The organism is Pseudomonas graminis (assembly GCF_004364335.1).
Lineage (GTDB): Bacteria > Pseudomonadota > Gammaproteobacteria > Pseudomonadales > Pseudomonadaceae > Aquipseudomonas > Aquipseudomonas graminis_D.
Genome location: NZ_SOCR01000008.1, coordinates 1 through 17406, shown reverse-complemented (window position 1 = coordinate 17406; position 17406 = coordinate 1). Strand labels below are relative to the sequence as shown.

General features: G+C 58.9%; 17 protein-coding genes and 2 pseudogenes. 9 read left to right on the top strand and 10 right to left on the bottom strand.

Translation table 11 applies throughout. From position 1 onward, the window contains the following. Positions 1-38: 38 nt before the first annotated feature. Positions 39-1979 carry an esterase EstP gene (gene estP / locus EC919_RS16120; RefSeq protein WP_133775447.1) on the bottom strand — a complete coding sequence of 647 codons (1941 nt, stop codon included), beginning with the start codon at positions 1977-1979 and terminating at the stop codon, positions 39-41. Positions 1980-2450: 471 nt separating this feature from the next. Here estP and EC919_RS16115 point away from each other — a divergent pair, with 471 nt between their 5' ends. The 4 genes from EC919_RS16115 to EC919_RS16100 are packed head-to-tail and all read left to right on the top strand — an operon-like array spanning position 2451 to position 5696. Then, a complete protein-coding gene (locus EC919_RS16115; RefSeq protein WP_133775446.1) occupies positions 2451-3050 on the top strand; it encodes an aminodeoxychorismate/anthranilate synthase component II in 600 nt (199 codons plus the stop codon). Between the two features lie 18 nt (positions 3051-3068). Then, positions 3069-4118 (top strand): anthranilate phosphoribosyltransferase, encoded by a 1050-nt coding sequence (gene trpD / locus EC919_RS16110; protein WP_133775706.1) that lies wholly within the window; start codon positions 3069-3071, stop codon positions 4116-4118. Next, the gene (trpC, locus tag EC919_RS16105) at positions 4115-4951 is read left to right on the top strand and encodes an indole-3-glycerol phosphate synthase TrpC (RefSeq protein WP_133775445.1); all 837 of its coding nucleotides are present in this window, start codon (positions 4115-4117) and stop codon (positions 4949-4951) included. Before trpD ends, trpC begins: the two co-directional genes overlap by 4 nt. A 49-nt stretch (positions 4952-5000) precedes the next feature. Further along, positions 5001-5696 (top strand): lipoate--protein ligase family protein, encoded by a 696-nt coding sequence (locus EC919_RS16100; RefSeq protein ID WP_133775444.1) that lies wholly within the window; start codon positions 5001-5003, stop codon positions 5694-5696. A 25-nt stretch (positions 5697-5721) separates the two neighbouring features. Here the strand turns inward: EC919_RS16100 and crp are convergent, their stop codons facing one another. Next, positions 5722-6366: a cAMP-activated global transcriptional regulator CRP gene (crp, locus tag EC919_RS16095; protein ID WP_133775443.1), complete on the bottom strand. Its 645-nt coding sequence runs from the start codon at positions 6364-6366 to the stop codon at positions 5722-5724. Between the two features lie 207 nt (positions 6367-6573). Here crp and EC919_RS16090 point away from each other — a divergent pair, with 207 nt between their 5' ends. Both EC919_RS16090 and speD read left to right on the top strand, forming a co-directional pair. After that, entirely contained in the window at positions 6574-6996 is a 423-nt protein-coding gene (locus tag EC919_RS16090) for an OsmC family protein (RefSeq protein WP_037019202.1), read from the top strand. A 235-nt stretch (positions 6997-7231) separates the two neighbouring features. Continuing rightward, entirely contained in the window at positions 7232-8026 is a 795-nt protein-coding gene (gene speD / locus EC919_RS16085; RefSeq protein ID WP_037019204.1) for an adenosylmethionine decarboxylase, read from the top strand. 104 nt (positions 8027-8130) lie between these two features. On the opposite strand, the gene coq7 is transcribed toward speD, so the two are convergent. The 5 genes from coq7 to hemJ form a co-directional block, all read right to left on the bottom strand. Beyond that, positions 8131-8778 (bottom strand): 2-polyprenyl-3-methyl-6-methoxy-1,4-benzoquinone monooxygenase, encoded by a 648-nt coding sequence (gene coq7, locus EC919_RS16080; RefSeq protein ID WP_133775442.1) that lies wholly within the window; start codon positions 8776-8778, stop codon positions 8131-8133. Positions 8779-8905: 127 nt separating this feature from the next. Then, positions 8906-9244: a histidine triad nucleotide-binding protein gene (locus tag EC919_RS16075; RefSeq protein WP_133775441.1), complete on the bottom strand. Its 339-nt coding sequence runs from the start codon at positions 9242-9244 to the stop codon at positions 8906-8908. 86 nt (positions 9245-9330) lie between these two features. Beyond that, a complete protein-coding gene (locus EC919_RS16070; RefSeq protein WP_133775440.1) occupies positions 9331-10116 on the bottom strand; it encodes an SDR family NAD(P)-dependent oxidoreductase in 786 nt (261 codons plus the stop codon). A 55-nt stretch (positions 10117-10171) separates the two neighbouring features. Next, positions 10172-11095: a DUF805 domain-containing protein gene (locus EC919_RS16065; RefSeq protein ID WP_133775439.1), complete on the bottom strand. Its 924-nt coding sequence runs from the start codon at positions 11093-11095 to the stop codon at positions 10172-10174. Between the two features lie 44 nt (positions 11096-11139). After that, positions 11140-11565 (bottom strand): protoporphyrinogen oxidase HemJ, encoded by a 426-nt coding sequence (gene hemJ / locus EC919_RS16060; protein WP_133775438.1) that lies wholly within the window; start codon positions 11563-11565, stop codon positions 11140-11142. Positions 11566-11698: 133 nt separating this feature from the next. Here hemJ and argC point away from each other — a divergent pair, with 133 nt between their 5' ends. Further along, positions 11699-12733: an N-acetyl-gamma-glutamyl-phosphate reductase gene (gene argC / locus EC919_RS16055; RefSeq protein WP_133775437.1), complete on the top strand. Its 1035-nt coding sequence runs from the start codon at positions 11699-11701 to the stop codon at positions 12731-12733. A 164-nt stretch (positions 12734-12897) separates the two neighbouring features. Then, on the top strand, positions 12898-13248 hold the full coding sequence (gene erpA, locus EC919_RS16050; protein ID WP_065991366.1) for an iron-sulfur cluster insertion protein ErpA: 351 nt from the start codon (positions 12898-12900) through the stop codon (positions 13246-13248). Positions 13249-13312: 64 nt separating this feature from the next. Here the strand turns inward: erpA and EC919_RS16045 are convergent, their stop codons facing one another. From EC919_RS16045 to EC919_RS27885, 3 genes and pseudogenes are all read right to left on the bottom strand, one after another. Continuing rightward, on the bottom strand, positions 13313-14404 hold the full coding sequence (locus EC919_RS16045; RefSeq protein ID WP_133775436.1) for an anhydro-N-acetylmuramic acid kinase: 1092 nt from the start codon (positions 14402-14404) through the stop codon (positions 13313-13315). Between the two features lie 3 nt (positions 14405-14407). Continuing rightward, a pseudogene (locus tag EC919_RS16040) lies at positions 14408-15520 on the bottom strand (peptidoglycan DD-metalloendopeptidase family protein); the annotation flags it as partial. A 74-nt stretch (positions 15521-15594) separates the two neighbouring features. Beyond that, positions 15595-15841, bottom strand: a pseudogene (locus tag EC919_RS27885) (peptidase M23); the annotation flags it as partial. Between the two features lie 212 nt (positions 15842-16053). Here EC919_RS27885 and tyrS point away from each other — a divergent pair. Then, on the top strand, positions 16054-17253 hold the full coding sequence (tyrS, locus tag EC919_RS16030) for a tyrosine--tRNA ligase (RefSeq protein WP_133775434.1): 1200 nt from the start codon (positions 16054-16056) through the stop codon (positions 17251-17253). Positions 17254-17406: the final 153 nt, after the last annotated feature.

The following is a 17406-nucleotide window of genomic DNA, read 5'->3' as shown; positions in this document are numbered from 1 at the left end:
GTGGAGCGCCACTCCGGCGCTCTTACAGGACCATGGCGTCAGAAATCCAGACTCACCGCCAGATTCACCCCTTGCTGCGTCACGTCATCATTCTTGCGCCAGTTATAGCCGGCACGCAGCGTCAGGTCGGGCGCCAGCTTCTGGCTCAGGCCCACACTGGCGCGATTCAAACTGCGCTGGGGGTCATAGCCTTTCAGATCAAAGTCCACGCCCGGCACGCTGTTCAGCGCGATGGTCACGTCCTGCTGATCGGTATCGAACTCACGCTCATGGGCCACTTCGCCAAACACCTGGGTCTGCGGGGTGACGTCGAACTTGCCTTGAAGCCCTGCGCCTAGCCGCTTCGACTTGCGCGTCTGGTCGTCGTAATTGAGTGCAGTCGGGCGTGCACTGTTCTCCGAATAGCCATCGACGTTGACGTGGGAATAGTCGGCGCTGATGAACGGCGAGAAATGCCAGCGACTGCTTGGCTCGGCCAGATCGAAGCCCACGCGACCACTGATCGCCCACAGATCGCCGTCGGTGTCGCCTTTCTCTGCGCCTTCGCTGATGCCCAGCGCAAACTTGCGCTTGAGGTTGTCGTAGTCGAGTTTTCCGCCCGAGGCCGCCAGGTCTGCCCACCAGTGTTGCGCCTGATACTGCACGAATGCGGTCGCGATATAGCTGTTGAGTTTGTAGTCCGAATCTTTGGCCCCGGCTTCGAGGGTTTGCCGGTAGGCGCCCGCAACCAGACCGGCTCTCCAGTCTTCAGCAAATCGATAGCTGCCGCCCACCGTGAGGTTGTAGCCATGACCGTCGCCGCTGGCTGAATTGCTTTGCGCGTCGAAATCCATTTTCTGACCGCCGCCGGCGACGATGGCGCGCCATTCGCCGACGTTCTGCCAGTTGCCCCAGTCCGCCAGCCATTGACTGCGCAGTTCATCCTGCTGCGCGCGCAACGTACCGTTGGCCATTTCCGGCAGCAGCGTAATTTCCCACGGGGCGGACAGAATCGAATACCCGTAGTCGGCGATCAGGCGCTGACCCGCGACGGTCGGGTGCACGCCGTCATTGAACAGCAGTTTGGTCGGATCAGGGGTCAGGCCGCCAATCCCGTAAACGCTATTGGCGGTGCAGTTGTTGCCGTTGAAACAGGTGCCGACCAGGTTTTGATCGGCCGCCAACCCGTAGCGCGCCGGATCGGTCAGGACATCGCGTATAAGCCCCGGCACATTGAGCGGGATGACCTCGGCATCGATTTGCCCCAGGCGATTGACCAGTTGCTGGTTAAACACCCCGCTCAGCAATGTCGACGGCCCCTGCAATGGCGTGCCGAATACGACGGGTGTGCGGCCGATGTCAGGCAGCAGCCAGACCATGATGTAACGCGCCCCGGCCTGGGACAGGATTTGTGCGCCGTTGGCCAGGTTGTTCGCCGCGTTGACGGCCTGTCCCGCGCTCAGCACCCGGCCCTGAAGGAAGTCATTGCCGCCCCCGGTCAGGTAGTAAAGAGCGTTCGGGTCAGCCCGCGAGCTGTTTTCAACCAGATAACCGGGTCGCGTCCGGAACACCGTCGTCACGCCGGTGGCGGCGTCGGTGTTGGCAATCCGGGATTGGGTGGTGATCGCCGCGAGGATCTGATCCGTCCGGTCGCCGCCCACGGCCCAGTTGTTGCCATCCGCCAACCCTTGCGCGGCGCGAACGGGGGAGGTCGATGCCTGCAAATCCCCGGGCGCTACGCCAAGCATTCCGCCCAGCAACGTCGATGAGTTCAGACCGAATGCCTCCCCGCTGCCGTTCAGGTAAGTCGGGCCGGTGCGGTTGGTGAAGCGCAAAGTGGCCCCCGGTGGTCCGCCCGCATCGGGGAACTGCCCGGCGTCGGCGAGGCTGTCGCCAAACACGATCATCGTTGAATAGGGGGAAGAGGCGGCCAGGGCCGAGGAACAGGCGAGCGAGAGCAGGCAAGCCGCGAACGGCCAGCGCAGTGTGGCTTTGAGCATGGGGGCATCCCTTATTGTTTTCAGTGCTGTACGAGAAGGTAGCAGCCGCGACACAAATCACCCACGATGCCGTGGCATTCACGGCAAATATTCTGTACCGGTCTTCACTGTGGGATCTGCCTCTTGCCGAAGCGCGAATCCTGCTGATCGGCCGCTGGCGCGCGCCGTCCGGGCACTGCGATATTGCACGCCCTGCGGCGGTACGCTACTGTGCGGCAACGTATGAACGAGACCTTTCCTGTGTCGATTGTCAGCAGCTTCTTGATGCGCGTTATCAAGGGCCACGCCCGTTGGCGTTGGCGCGCCTGACTATTTCCCCCGCCGGCCCCGCCGGATCTGTATTGATATGCCTTCTGATGCCTCGGTTTTGCAGTGCCTCGCCGGAAATCCTCCTGCGACCCCTCTGCGTGCCACTGAGGTCAGAAAACAGAAGGCCACGTTAAAAGTCAGTCATTCAAAAGGTTAAGCACCATGCTGCTGATGATCGATAACTACGACTCCTTCACCTACAACGTCGTGCAGTACCTGGGCGAGCTGGGCGCCGACGTCAAAGTGATTCGCAACGACGAAATGACCGTCGCCGAGATCGAAGCCCTGAACCCCGAGCGCATCGTCGTTTCCCCCGGGCCGTGCACGCCGAACGAAGCGGGCGTGTCCATTGACGTAATCAAGCACTTCGCCGGCAAGCTGCCCGTGCTCGGCGTCTGCCTGGGCCATCAGTCGATTGGCCAGGCGTTTGGCGGCGACGTGGTGCGTGCACGCCAGGTCATGCACGGCAAGACCAGCGACCTGATTCATGAAGATAAAGGCGTGTTCGAAGGCCTGAAGCATCCGTTGACCGTGACCCGCTACCACTCGCTGGTGGTCAAGCGCGAGACACTTCCGGACTGCCTGGAATTGACCGCCTGGACCCAACGCGAAGACGGCTCCGTTGATGAAATCATGGGCCTGCGCCACAAGACTCTGAACGTCGAGGGCGTGCAGTTTCACCCTGAATCGATTCTTTCCGAGCAGGGCCACGAGCTGTTCGCCAACTTCCTCAAGCAGACCGGCGGCACCCGTCAGGGTTAAGGGCACTTCGACATGGCAATGGATATCAAAACGGCGCTGGGCCGGGTTGTGAATCAACTGGACCTGAGCACCGACGAAATGCGCGACGTCATGCGCGAGATCATGACCGGCCAGTGCACCCAGGCGCAGATCGGCGCGTTTTTGATGGGCATGCGCATGAAGAGCGAGAGCATCGACGAGATTGTCGGTGCGGTGTCGGTCATGCGCGAGCTGGCGGACCAGGTCCATCTCAAAACCCTCGACGGGGTGGTCGACATCGTCGGCACCGGTGGCGATGGCGCCAACATCTTCAACGTCTCGACCGCCGCCTCGTTCGTGATCGCGGCGGCCGGTTGTACGGTCGCCAAGCACGGCAATCGCGCGGTCTCCGGCAAGAGTGGCAGTGCCGATTTGCTGGAAGCCGCAGGCGTTTACCTGAGCCTGACCCCGGTGCAAGTGGCGCGCTGCATCGACAGCGTCGGCATCGGTTTCATGTTCGCGCAAACCCATCATGGCGCTATGAAACACGCCGCCGGGCCGCGCAAGGAACTGGGCCTGCGGACCCTGTTCAACATGCTTGGCCCATTGACCAACCCGGCCGGCGTCAAGCATCAGGTGGTCGGCGTGTTCAGCCAAGCACTTTGTCGCCCTCTGGCTGAAGTGCTGCTGCGCATGGGCAGTAAACATGTGCTGGTGGTGCACTCCCAGGATGGCCTGGACGAATTCAGCATTGCCGCGCCGACCTTTGTCGCGGAACTGAAGAACGGCGAAGTGACCGAATACTGGGTGCAGCCCGAAGATCTGGGCATGAAAAGCCAGAGCCTGTTCGGTCTGGTGGTCGACAGTCCTGCGCAGTCGCTGGAGTTGATTCGCGACGCGCTGGGTCGACGCAAATCCGAGCACGGCCAGAAGGCCGCTGAAATGATCGTGCTCAATGCCGGTGCAGCGCTTTACGCGGCTGACCATGCTTCGTCACTGAAAGAAGGTGTGGCCTTGGCTCACGACGCATTGCACACCGGCCTTGCCCGCGAAAAGCTGGAAGAACTGGGTGCCTTTACCGCGGTATTCAAGCAGGAGAATGAAGAATGAGCGTGCCGACGGTATTGGAAAAGATTCTGGCCCGAAAGGTCGAGGAAGTCGCTGCGCGCCGTGCCAGTATCAGCCTCGCCGAATTGGAGACTCTGGCGGCGGCAGCCGATGTTCCGCGTGGGTTCGCTCAAGCGATGATTGCCCAGGCCAAGCGCAAGCAGCCGGCCGTGATTGCAGAAATCAAGAAGGCTTCGCCGAGCAAAGGCGTGATCCGCGAAAACTTTCAGCCGGCGGAAATCGCCAAAAGTTACGAAGCGGGCGGGGCCACGTGTCTTTCCGTGCTGACCGACATCGATTTCTTCCAGGGCGCTGACGAGTATCTGAAGCAAGCCCGGGCGGCGTGCTCGCTGCCAGTGATCCGCAAGGACTTCATGATCGATCCGTACCAGATTGTCGAAGCGCGGGCATTGGGTGCTGATTGCATTCTGTTGATCGTTTCGGCGCTCGACGATGTGAAGATGGCCGAGCTGGCCTCGGTCGCTAAAGGTGTCGGCCTCGACGTGCTGGTTGAAGTCCACGATGGCGACGAGCTGGAGCGGGCACTTAAAACCCTCGATACACCGCTGGTGGGCGTCAACAACCGCAACCTGCACACATTTGACGTCAGCCTGGAAACCACCCTCGACCTGCTGCCACGTATTCCCCGTGATCGTCTGGTCATCACCGAAAGCGGCATTTTCCACCGCGCCGACGTTGAGCTCATGGAAATCAGCGACGTCTATTCCTTCCTGGTGGGCGAGGCATTCATGCGCGCCGAGAAGCCGGGCGTGGAATTGCAGCGACTGTTCTTCCCGGAGAAGGGGACTGCGATCAAATCCGGCGGTTTGGACTGATCCAACGTCGTAGGTCACAAAGCCATTGCCAGTCGCGTCAGGAGGCAGCATGACCCTTCAGCTCTTGGAAACCTGCGTTGAAGCCGGCCTCAAGGCCGAACAAGACCTGTTGGCGTCGGTGTGTGATGGCCACGCTGACAGTGGCTTGCTGTTCTGGCGGCCTACCGACCGCGCGCTGGTCATGCCACGGCGGTTGAGCCGCCTTCCCGGCTTTACTGAAGCCAGCGAAACCCTTGCAGACAGTGGCTGGCCTGTGCTGTTGCGTGAAAGTGGCGGCGAGCCCGTGCCGCAATCGCACTCGACGGTGAACGTGGCGCTTGTGTATGTGCAGCCGGACACCGATCTGGATCGCGACCGTATCGAAAGCGCCTACATGCGCCTGTGTCAGCCGATCCTCGATACGCTGGGTGAACTGGGCGGCGCTGCATCGTTGGGCGAAGTCGAAGGTGCTTTCTGCGATGGCCGCTTCAACGTCAACCTCAATGCTCGCAAAATGGTCGGTACTGCGCAGCGCTGGCGTCAGAGTCAGGGTGGCAAGCGGCCGGTGGTATTGGCCCATGCAGCGATGCTGCTGGATGACGAGCGCATTGAGATGGTCAACGCAGTCAATCGCTTCAATGAGACGTGCGAACTCGATCCACGGTGCAAAGCAGAAAGCCATATCGCCTTGCATGAGCTGTTCGAAGCGCCGGATTTTCTCAACCGCTTGAGCGAACGCTACATACGTCTGCTGGCCGGGATCTGACTCCCTGCAGATAGCGGTCCGCCCGTCAGCGGGTGCCGAAAACCACCATGGTTTTGCCCCGGACATGCACCAGGTTCTGCTCTTCCAGTGCCTTTAGCACGCGCCCGACCATCTCCCGAGAACACCCCACGATTCGGCCAATCTCCTGGCGGGTGATCTTGATCTGCATGCCATCGGGGTGGGTCATCGCATCAGGCTGCTTGCACAGATCGAGCAGGCTGCGAGCCACGCGCCCGGTGACGTCCAGAAACGCCAGGTCGCCGACCTTGCGCGTGGTGTCGCGCAGCCGCTCGGCAATCTGCGCCCCGATGGCGTACATCAATTCAGGATCGTGCTGACTGAGCTCGCGAAATTTGGCGTAGCTGATTTCGGCCACTTCGCATTCGGTCTTGGCGCGTACCCAGGCGCTGCGCTGGGCACCGGCGGCCGTCTGCTGAAAAAGCCCCAGCTCGCCAAAGAAGTCACCGGCGTTGAGGTAGGCCACGATCATCTCGCGGCCTTCGTTGTCTTCGATCAGGATCGTCACCGAACCCTTGATGATCAGGTACAGCGAGTCCGACTCTTCACCTGCGCAGAGGATGTTGCTCTTCGCCGGGCATCTTCGTCGCTGGGCGTGGGGCAGCAGTTTGTCGGCGATTTTCATCTTGTTCGGAGGCGGCACGGCGAGCATGGTTATATCCCGTAAAAAACTGCGCCCTGAGGCATTCCTAGAGGTATCGGCAGTATTTCCGATTTGACGCAGTTCAACAGCGACAATTAGCCATTTTTTCAGACGCTTCCTACATTTCGGTCGGTTTCGGGCATGTCCAGTCCACTGAGCGACGATTGGGCCCTGTGCTAAGCTGGCCGCCATTTTTCAAGCATTGGGAGTCCGGTGATGAAGGCGCGTATTCAATGGGCGGGTGAGGCGATGTTCCTCGGTGAGTCCGGCAGCGGCCATGTGGTTGTGATGGATGGCCCGCCAGAAAGCGGCGGTCGCAACCTGGGTGTTCGCCCGATGGAAATGGTGCTGATCGGCCTGGGTGGCTGCAGCAACTACGACGTGGTCAGTATCCTGAAGAAGGCCCGTCAGCCCATCGAAAGCTGCGAGGCATTTCTGGAAGCCGAGCGCGCAAACGAAGATCCCAAAGTGTTCACCAAGATCCATTTGCACTTCGTGGTTAAGGGGCGCGGCCTGAAAGAGACGCAGGTCAAGCGTGCGATCGAGCTGTCCGCCGAGAAATACTGCTCGGCGTCGATCATGCTGGGTAATGCGGGTGTCGAAATCACCCACGATTACGAGATCATCGAACTGGGCTGAGCAACGCTCAATTTTCACAAAAGCGGTGCAGGCTATGGCATGCGACTTCTGACGTCTGCATAATGCGCCCCTTTTTCAGGGCGCGACCGCCGGATAGCCGGCTCGCCTCCGACCAGACAACCAAAATCGCCAACGCGAAGAGGTGTTAACCGTCCTACGCAGCTGAGCCGGGCTCAGTTGACGGGCATGCTTGATCACGCGGCCAGCGCCGCACCCATATAGAGAGTTTTTAACGGTGAAAAGCAAACTCAAGCTCCACGGGTTCAATAACCTGACCAAGACCTTGAGCTTCAACATCTATGACATCTGCTATGCGGAAACCCCGCAGGACCAGCAGGCCTACGTCGAGTACATCAACAGTGTGTACGACGCCGAACGCCTGACGCGGATTCTCACCGATGTCGTCGATATCATTGGCGCGAACATCCTGAACATCGCGCGTCAGGACTACGATCCACAAGGCGCCAGTGTGACTATTCTGATCTCCGAGCAGCCGGTCACGCCGACCGACAGCCAGATCGAAGAATCGCCGGGTCCGCTGCCGGAAACCATCCTCGCGCACTTGGACAAGAGCCACATCACGGTTCACACCTATCCTGAAATTCACCCCGTTGACGGCATCGCTACCTTCCGTGTGGACATCGACGTGTCGACCTGCGGCGTGATCTCCCCGTTGAAAGCGCTGAATTACCTGATCCACAAGTTTGAGTCCGACATCGTGACCGTCGACTACCGCGTGCGCGGTTTCACCCGTGACGTCGAAGGCAAAAAGCACTTCATAGACCACGAGATCAACTCGATCCAGAATTACCTTTCCGATGACACACGCGACAGCTATCAGATGACTGACGTGAACGTGTACCAGGAAAACCTGTTCCACACCAAAATGCTGCTCAAGCAGTTCGAGCTGGACAACTACCTGTTCGGTGACGCCACCAGCAATCTCTCGGCTGAACAGCGCGAGCAGGTCACTGGCCGCGTGAAGCACGAGATGCTCGAAATCTTCTACGGCCGCAACATGCCGGTCTAAGGTTTCGGCGGTACAAAAAAGGCGCCTCTTCAGGCGCCTTCTTTGTTTGCAGTGTTTAGTGCCGGCCTTGCTTCTGGGTAGAAGCCGGCCGCCCGCAGATCCGATTAGATCCTGTAAGTGGTCTTGGTCATGATTTTGGCCATCAGACTCATGCCGAATTTCACCGGCGCCGGGAAACGGAAACCGCCTGCCTCGAGCGCGCTTTCTGCGTGATGCTCCTCGTCGGCGCGCATCTGCTCAAGAATCGCCCGGGACTTCTCGTCCTCGACCGGCAATTGCTCCAGATGCTCATTCAAGTGTTTGCACACCTGATCTTCCGTCGCGGCAACAAAGCCCAGGCTGATTCGATCGCTGATCAAACCAGCCACTGCGCCGATGCCGAACGAAGCGCCGTAGAACAGCGGGTTGAGCACGCTGGTGTGACTGCCCAGTTGATGAATGCGTTGCTCGCACCACACCAGATGGTCAATTTCTTCCTCGGCGGCGTGCTCCATGGCCTTGCGCACTTGAGGCAGCTTCGCGGTGAGCGCCTGCCCCTGGTACAACGCCTGAGCGCAGACTTCGCCGGTGTGGTTGATGCGCATAAGCCCGGCGACATGCCGAGTGTCGGACTCATTCATCTTGATGTCGGGTTGAACGATGGCAGGCGAGGGACGGTGTGCGTGCGCGCTGACGGGCAGCAGCGTCTTCATCGCAGCGTCGGCCTGAAGCAGAAAACGGTCGATAGGGGAGTAGTGACGTTCGGTAGCCATGGGCGCCTCCGGGTAAATCCACGGCGGCCAGTCTACCTCAAACGGTGCAACCGGGCTTGTCCGGCGTCAGCCCGCCGAGGCACGCGCAGGCACTCGGCAGGCCGACAAAAAAGCCTGGGACTATGACTCAGCCCGGCGGCCAGTTCATCTGGCGCTGACCCAGTACGTGCATGTGGATGTGATAGACGGTCTGTCCGCCTTTCTCGTTGGTGTTCATCACCACGCGGAAGCCGTCCTCGCAACCCAGTTCTTTCGCCAGGCGCTGGGCCGTAAACAGGATATGGCCCAGCAGGCCCTTATCGTCTTCAGTCACGTCATTGAGGGTGGCGATCGACTTCTTCGGGATAACCAGAAAATGCACAGGCGCCTGGGGGGCGATGTCGTGAAAGGCCAGCACTTGATCATCTTCGTAGATGATCTTCGCCGGGATTTCCCGATTGATGATCTTGGTGAACAAAGTATCCACAGCCTTCTTGCTCCGTTTCGAGGGGGATGAAGGCAGTGTACTGAGCGTGCCAAGTCACGCCCAGCCGTTTGTTGCGATGGGCCGCGTCAGACTGACGTACGAGATTTGAGAATCGAGCCCCAGAGCTTTCGCGTTATCCAGCGACCCGCAAACCGCGGAACCCGCGTCAGCAGCCTGTTGCGCCAACCGGGAATGATCACCGCACGATTTTTGTCCAGCGCGCGAACCGTGTACAGCGCGACCTCTTCGGCGGTCATGTGGTTGTCGTGGGTGAACTTGCCGGCGTCCAGCTGTGCGGTGCGGAAGAACGCTGTGCGCGTCGGCCCCGGGCACAGCACCGAAATCTTCACGCCGGTTTTGTGCAGCTCCTCACGCAGCCCTTCGGAAAAATGCAGCACGTACGCTTTGCTTGCGGCGTAAGTGCTCATCCACGGCCCGGGTTGAAAGCCCATGACCGACGCGACGTTGAGGATCTGGCCCCCACCTTGCACCGCCATCAGATTGCCAACCGTATGACACAGTCGCGTTAGCGCGAGCACGTTAAGGTCGAGCAGGTCCTGCTCCTGGGCCCATTCTTGAGCGAGAAACGGTCCGCTGTTGCCGATGCCGGCGCAGTTGACCAGTAAATCGATGCTTCGCGAGCCCTCTTCGAGTTCAAGCAGAAAGCCCGAGAGTCGCAGCGGTTCACCCAGGTCGCAGGCGCGGAACAGCACCTCGACACCAAAGCGTTGGGTGAACTCGATGGCGATGCTTTCGAGCATCTCCCGGTGCCTGGCCACCAGAATAAGGTTGCGACCCCGGCGGGCGAGGGCTTCGGCCATCGCCAGGCCAATACCGCTGGATGCACCTGTGACCATGGCGTAACGGGTCATGCAATTCTCCGGTGTTTGCAGCTCGTATTGAGACAGCGTCCTTGCTGCCAGATAGTTATTGGTCGTCGTTGCTGTCGGACGAGTCACCAATATCTACAGGATCAACGGGGACGGTAGGTTGTTCCGTGTCACTGGAGTCATCGTCGTAAGGCAGCGCTTGTTCGTACGCGCTGGTGGTGGATTCAACTTCTTCCTGAATGGTCTTCAGTCCGCCCATCACCCCAGCCACGATTGCCAGCGCCAGTACCACAAGCCAGAGCACTGCGAGGGCTTTGACGCGTGGCGTATCGGCGGGCGGCGGCGGACCATACTGATTAGGGCCCGTGCTGCCAGGTACGGCCATCAACACGATCGGAAAGAAGCTGCCCACCACCGGCACCAGATTCAGCAGCAGCAACCAGGCAGACATACCGGCGTCATGCAGGCGCTGGGCGCCGATCTGGACACTGATAACGACAAACGCGACGAACGCGACGGTGCCCAACAGTCCTCCCGCCACGAGCGAAACGCTGAGAACGCCGAGACACAGCACGGCGACCAGCATCGCTACTCCCACCAGCGCCAAGCTCCACGCCAGATAGCGCAGACGGCCAATTCGGCCGTGGATGGAAAACACCTTCAATTCGCCAACGGCGGGCCATTCTTGTGCAACCGGTGTGCGCGGCGGAGCGTAGGGCGATGCCGCGGGTTCGAAGTACGGACGCTGGGGCGCGTGTTCAACGACTTCCTCAAGGCTCAGTGACACCGGCTCCTCCGGCTCGATACGGCCTTCGACACCCGCATCGTTCAGCGCCGCGAGATAACGCTGCGCGTCGTCCCGCGTCAGGCTGCGCCTGATAGTCACTGGGTTGCCGGTGAATAGGCTATCAACGCCGGAAACGTCCGTCTTGAACAGCTGCGCCAGGTTCAGGCGCGCTGTTTCCAGCTCAACGCCTGTTCGCAACTGTCCCTCGAAAACGATCTTGAAATGCTCCGCCATGCTGGCTTCCTTGTCTTGAGTTCATACGATGTGAGCAATGTGCGTCAGAACGGTTTGACGACTACCAGTATGACCACGGCCAGCAAGATCAACACGGGTATCTCATTGAACCAGCGATAGAACACATGGCTACGGCCCGGTTCTCCGCGCGCGAAGCGTTTGACCTGAGCGCCGCACACGTGGTGATAGCCAATCAGCAGGACGACGAGGGTGAGCTTGGCATGCAACCAGCCTTGCTGCAGAAAACCCGGGGCCAGGACGATCAGCCAGATACCGAACACCAGAGTGGCGATCATCGCGGGCATCATGATGCCCCGGTACAACTTGCGCTCCATGGTGCAGAAGCGCTCGCGGCTTACGGAGTCTTCACTCATGGCGTGATAGACGAACAATCGCGGCAGATAGAACAGGGCGGCGAACCAGCACACCATCGCAACGATATGCAGCGCTTTAATCCAGAGATAGAGCATTTTGGTTTTTTTCCAGGAACACGGTGCCAAATAGTAGTGGCTTCGGCGCCCGTACGTCACGTTCGCGGTTGTCCCATTGGCAATCGACCCATATGATCAGCGGCTTTCCACTGGTTTGGTTGAGGGGCAGGTTATGGTCAAGGTCGGTATCGTCGGCGGTACGGGTTACACCGGCGTCGAGTTGCTGCGTCTTCTGGCGCAACACCCGGAGGCTGAAGTGGTTGCAATCACCTCGCGCTCCGAGGCAGGTCTGCCTGTCGCTGACATGTATCCAAACCTTCGTGGTCACTACGACGGCCTGGCGTTCAGCGTGCCGGACGTCAAAGTGCTCGGCGCGTGCGACGTGGTGTTCTTCGCCACGCCTCACGGTGTCGCACATGCGCTGGCGGGCGAATTGCTCGCTGCTGGCACCAAGGTCATCGACCTCTCCGCCGACTTCCGTCTGCAAGATCCGGTCGAGTGGGCCAAGTGGTACAACCAGCCCCACGGCGCGCCTGAATTGCTCGACGAAGCGGTGTACGGCCTGCCGGAAGTCAATCGCGAGCATATCAAGGGCGCACGCCTGATTGCGGTGCCGGGTTGCTATCCGACAGCAACTCAGCTGGGTTTCCTGCCACTGCTAGAAGCGGGTCTTGCGGATCCATCGCGCCTGATCGCCGACTGCAAATCAGGTGTTAGTGGTGCAGGTCGCGGGGCCAGTGTGGGCTCGCTGTATTCCGAAACCAGCGAGAGCTTCAAGGCCTATGCCGTTAAAGGGCATCGCCATCTTCCCGAAATTACCCAGGGGCTGCGTCGTGCTGCCGGCGGCGATATCGGGCTGACGTTTGTGCCGCACCTGACGCCGATGATCCGTGGCATTCACGCCACCTTGTACGCAACCGTTGTCGACAAGTCGGTCGATCTGCAGGCGTTGTTCGAAAAGCGCTACGCCAATGAGCCGTTCGTCGACGTGATGCCCGCTGGAAGCCATCCTGAAACCCGAAGCGTACGCGGCGCAAACGTGTGTCGCATGGCCGTGCATCGTCCGCAGGATGGTGATCTGGTGGTGGTGCTGTCGGTCATCGACAACCTGGTCAAAGGCGCTTCGGGGCAGGCCGTGCAGAACATGAACATCATGTTTGGCCTTGATGAACGGCTGGGCCTGTCCCACGCAGGGATGTTGCCGTAACAGCAGCTCCAAGCTTGAACTCGATTGTTGATAGCGGGCTGTTTCTTGCAGCTTGTCGCTTGCGACTTGTGCCTGCCGTCACAATAGTTGACCGATTTTCTAGGAGAAGCGGATAATGCGCGTCATTACGCATTATGACGGCTTAGCGCCGGGAGATTTTGAGCATGAGCGTTGAATCCTTCACCCCTGTGGCTTTGGAATTCACCCACGGTGCCGCGCACAAGGTGAAAACCCTGGTCGACGAAGAGGGCAATGACCGCCTGAAGCTCCGCGTCTTCGTGACCGGTGGCGGTTGTTCCGGTTTCCAGTACGGCTTTACCTTTGATGAAGACGTCGCCGACGATGACACCATCGTCGAGCGCGAGGGCGTCAGTCTGGTGGTCGACCCCATGAGCTTTCAGTACCTGGCAGGTGCGGAGGTGGATTATCAGGAGGGTCTGGAAGGCTCTCGCTTCGTGATCAAGAACCCTAACGCCGCGACTACTTGTGGCTGTGGCTCTTCGTTCTCGATCTGATCCAACCGTGACACACAAAAACGCCGCGCATTTGCGCGGCGTTTTTGCATGGCGGGCGTAGCGCTCAGGCCGGGTAGATTGCGCCCAGAACACGCAAGCCTTTGGCTCCGGTCACGCTCGGACGGTTGGCAGGTACGCTTTCCAGTGCGCAGTGCGCAAGCCAGGCGAACGCCATTGCTTCGACCCAATCAGGATCAACTCCGAATTCTGCAGTGCTCGTGACCTTTGTTGCCGGCAGCAGCGCCGCCAGTCGATCCATCAACGCTTTGTTGTGAGCGCCGCCGCCGCAGACCAGCAGTTCTTTGGTCTGCGCCTGTGCCGATTGCAGCGACTCGGTAATGCTCAATGCGGTGACCTCCAGGAGTGTCGCCTGCACGTCTTCGGGTCTCAGCGTTGGCATCTGGAACAGATGGTGATGAACCCAGCCAAGGTTGAACACTTCACGGCCAGTGCTCTTCGGCCCCTTCGTTTGAAAGAACTGATCACTGAGCATGGACTTGAGCAGCGCATCATTGACTGTCCCGCTTGCGCCCCAAGCGCCATCGCGGTCATAGCTCACGCCACGCTGTGCTTGAATCCAGGCGTCGAGCAACACATTGCCCGGGCCCGAATCGAAGCCGGAAACCGGTTTGTCGATCTCTATCAGGCTGAGGTTGCTGAAACCACCGACGTTGAGTACTGCGCGGTAGTCCTTGTTGTCGTCGAACAACGCTTCGTGAAATGCCGGAACCAGCGGCGCGCCCTGGCCACCCGCGGCAATATCGCGCTTGCGGAAGTCGCTGACCACGGTAATGCCTGTCAGCTCGGCGAGCAGGGCAGGGTTGCCAATCTGAATGGTGAAGCCGCGGGCCGGCTCGTGACGAATCGTTTGGCCGTGACTGCCGATCGCGCGGATTTCACCGGCTGACACCTTCTGCTGGTCCAGTAGCGCCAGTACGCCTTGAGCCGCTAGATGAACCCACTTTTGCTCGGCGATGCCAGCACGGGCCAACTCGTCCGGGCCGCTGGCGCAGAGTCCCAACAGTTCTGCGCGAAGATCGTCGGGCATGGGTATGTAATAGGTGCCGAGCAAACGTGGTCGGTCATCCTGTTCTACCAGCGCGAAGTCGAGTCCATCCAGACTGCTTCCGGACATTACACCTACATATAAAGTCATGGGTCAGCGCTTACTCGAGGCCAGCATGGTGGCCTTTTCCTGGTCCATGCGAGCCATCAAAGGTTGGCTCTCCTGCATGAACCGCTGTTTTTCGGACTTGGCGATCGGATCAGCCATCGGCAGCTTCTGCCCCAATGGGTCGACATGAACGCCATTTACCTGGAACTCGTAATGAACATGAGGACCCGTGGACAGGCCGGTGGTTCCAATATAGCCAATGACTTGACCCTGCTTGACGCTGGATCCGGACTGAATGCCCTTGGCAAAACCTTGCATGTGGCCGTACAGCGTCCGGTAGGTTTCGCCGTGCTGAATAATCACAGTGTTGCCGTAACCGCCGCGACGACCGGCAAGAATGACTTTGCCATCGCCTGTCGCTTTAATTGGTGTGCCACGAGGTGCAGCGTAGTCGATGCCTTGGTGGGCGCGAATCTTGTTCAGGATCGGATGTTTGCGACCGGATGAGAACAGCGAGCTGATGCGGGCGAATTCGACCGGCGTACGGATGAATGCCTTACGCATGCTGTTGCCGTCTGCGGTGTAATAGTTGGTATTGCCCTGCTTGTTCGTATAACGCACAGCCGTGTAGGTCTTGCCGCGGTTTACAAAGCGCGCCGAAAGAATATTGCCTGTACTGACCGTCTTGCCGTTGACGACCTTCTGCTCGTAAATGACATCGAATTCGTCGCCCTTGCGGATATCCTGGGTGAAGTCGACGTCATAGCCGAAGATGTTTGCCATCTCCATGGTCATGGTATGGCTGAGGCCTGCACGCTGGGCGGATTGCGATAGCGAGTTGTTGATCATGCCGTGTACATAGGCAGTGCGAACATTGGGTTTACTCACGTCTCGGGTAAACGTGTAGCCCTTGTCTGTTCTGGACAAGCTGATGCTTTCCGTCTCGCTCAGCTTGCTGTGCAACTGCTTGAGATTGCCTTCAGGCGAGAGCTCGAACTGCAGTATCTGGCCGTTTTTCAGCTGGCTGAACTGCTTGGCTTGTTTGTCGCTGGCAATAACGTCGTGCACTGCCGTCGCAGGCAGGCCGACTTTGCCGAACAACGTCGACAGCGTATCCCCCTTCGATACCACAACTTCCCGGTGCGTGGTGCCTTTGGCAGTAGCAAGCTCTTTCTGCACGACCTTGGTGTCGTTGGAGGTTTTAGCCGTTTCGGCCGGCTCAATCGCATCACCTTCGATCTGGGCGAAAGGTGAATCTACAGGCGCCTCTGTGGCCTGAGGCTGTTCTTGAGCGTCTTGTTCTTGCTCGATCTGATCAGCAGGTGTGTCTAGTTCGAGAGCAAGATTTGTTCGTTTGGCTTCGACGTCGCTGGATGGGAAGACGAGGAGAGCCAGGCTAAGCAGTGCGGCGATGCCGCTGGCTGCGAGCAGGTGGCTCTTCGGATAAAGCGGTGGCGCTTTAGGCGGAGTGTCGGTCATAGGTAATTTTGACTTTGAAAAAAGATGAAATGGAAAAGATGAATGACATGATGAAGATGAAATAACTGTATAAAATATAACCAAATCTCCCCTGAGGCAAGCTTGCGATCGGCTCGCTCCGCGATTCGTCGCGCACTCATTGTGAGAACTTGTATTTAGGCGCTGATCTTGTATGGTTGTTTCCCTTTGAAATAAGGCATTACGGGGCGGTTATGAAGTCGGTTGAAGAGCAGCTAGCGCTGATCAAGCGTGGTGCAGATGAACTCCTGGTCGAGGCCGAGCTGATCACAAAGCTCAAGCGTGGGCAGCCACTTCGCATCAAGGCCGGTTTCGATCCAACTGCGCCGGACCTGCACCTCGGGCACACGGTCCTTATTAATAAGCTGCGTCAATTCCAGGATCTCGGGCATCAGGTGATTTTCCTGATTGGCGATTTTACCGGGATGATTGGCGATCCGAGCGGCAAGAGTGCCACCCGTCCCCCGCTTACGCGCGAGCAGGTGCTCGACTACGCCGAGACCTATAAGGCTCAGGTGTTCAAAATTCTGGATCCTGCCAAGACCGAGGTGGCATTCAATTCCACCTGGATGGATCAACTGAGTCCTGCGGACTTCATCCGACTCTCTTCCCAGTACACCGTGGCCCGCATGCTGGAGCGTGATGACTTCGACAAACGTTACAAGTCGAATCAGTCGATCGCCATCCACGAATTCCTTTATCCGCTGGTACAGGGTTACGACTCGGTTGCTTTGCGCGCCGACGTCGAGCTGGGCGGTACCGATCAGAAATTCAACTTGCTGATGGGGCGTGAGCTGCAGCGTGCGTATGGTCAGGAAGCTCAGTGTGTTCTGACGATGCCGTTGCTTGAAGGATTGGACGGCGTCAAGAAGATGTCCAAATCGCTGGGTAACTATGTAGGTATCCAGGAAGCGCCCGGCATTATGTACGGCAAGCTCGTCTCCATCCCCGATGCGCTGATGTGGCGTTACTTTGAGTTGCTGAGCTTCCGCACCATGGAAGAGATCGCTGCCTTTAAAGCGGATTGCGAAGCTGGGGCGAATCCGCGCGACATCAAGATCAAGCTGGCCGAAGAGATTGTCGCTCGCTTCCATGGTGAAGAGGCTGCGGCTTCTGCCCATCGTTCTGCTGGTAATCGTATGAAGGATGGCGAGCTTCCGGAAGATCTTCCAGAGATCGAACTGGCCGCAGCCGAAGACATGCCGATTGCCGCCGTCCTTAATAAAGCAGGGCTGGTAAAGAACTCTGCGGTCGCTCGCGACCTGCTGGCATCCGGCGGCGTGCGTATAGATGGTGAAGTTGTGGATCGCGGGTTTGTATTCAAGCTGGGTGCGACCCATGTATGCCAAGCCGGCAAGAAGGCGTTTGGGCGGATTACACTGCGTATGGAATAAAGTTCAAATAAGTGCTTGACGCCTCTCCGGATCTGTCTATAATTCGCCCCACTTCCGGCGCAGACGAAACGGAAAACTCCTTGATAATCAAAGAGTTGGACGAAGTAGCAGCGAGGAATGCTTCGGTTCAGATGCTTGAATCGACAGCGGTGA

What these genes read in the sequence shown, in the direction of transcription:
- estP (WP_133775447.1), bottom strand. Translation starts at nt 1,979, where the DNA reads ATGCTCAAAGCCACACTGCGCTGGCCGTTCGCGGCTTGCCTGCTCTCG.
- EC919_RS16115 (WP_133775446.1), top strand. Translation starts at nt 2,451, where the DNA reads ATGCTGCTGATGATCGATAACTACGACTCCTTCACCTACAACGTCGTG.
- trpD (WP_133775706.1), top strand. Translation starts at nt 3,069, where the DNA reads ATGGATATCAAAACGGCGCTGGGCCGGGTTGTGAATCAACTGGACCTG.
- trpC (WP_133775445.1), top strand. Translation starts at nt 4,115, where the DNA reads ATGAGCGTGCCGACGGTATTGGAAAAGATTCTGGCCCGAAAGGTCGAG.
- EC919_RS16100 (WP_133775444.1), top strand. Translation starts at nt 5,001, where the DNA reads ATGACCCTTCAGCTCTTGGAAACCTGCGTTGAAGCCGGCCTCAAGGCC.
- crp (WP_133775443.1), bottom strand. Translation starts at nt 6,366, where the DNA reads ATGCTCGCCGTGCCGCCTCCGAACAAGATGAAAATCGCCGACAAACTG.
- EC919_RS16090 (WP_037019202.1), top strand. Translation starts at nt 6,574, where the DNA reads ATGAAGGCGCGTATTCAATGGGCGGGTGAGGCGATGTTCCTCGGTGAG.
- coq7 (WP_133775442.1), bottom strand. Translation starts at nt 8,778, where the DNA reads ATGGCTACCGAACGTCACTACTCCCCTATCGACCGTTTTCTGCTTCAG.
- EC919_RS16070 (WP_133775440.1), bottom strand. Translation starts at nt 10,116, where the DNA reads ATGACCCGTTACGCCATGGTCACAGGTGCATCCAGCGGTATTGGCCTG.
- EC919_RS16065 (WP_133775439.1), bottom strand. Translation starts at nt 11,095, where the DNA reads ATGGCGGAGCATTTCAAGATCGTTTTCGAGGGACAGTTGCGAACAGGC.
- hemJ (WP_133775438.1), bottom strand. Translation starts at nt 11,565, where the DNA reads ATGCTCTATCTCTGGATTAAAGCGCTGCATATCGTTGCGATGGTGTGC.
- argC (WP_133775437.1), top strand. Translation starts at nt 11,699, where the DNA reads ATGGTCAAGGTCGGTATCGTCGGCGGTACGGGTTACACCGGCGTCGAG.
- erpA (WP_065991366.1), top strand. Translation starts at nt 12,898, where the DNA reads ATGAGCGTTGAATCCTTCACCCCTGTGGCTTTGGAATTCACCCACGGT.
- EC919_RS16045 (WP_133775436.1), bottom strand. Translation starts at nt 14,404, where the DNA reads ATGACTTTATATGTAGGTGTAATGTCCGGAAGCAGTCTGGATGGACTC.
- tyrS (WP_133775434.1), top strand. Translation starts at nt 16,054, where the DNA reads ATGAAGTCGGTTGAAGAGCAGCTAGCGCTGATCAAGCGTGGTGCAGAT.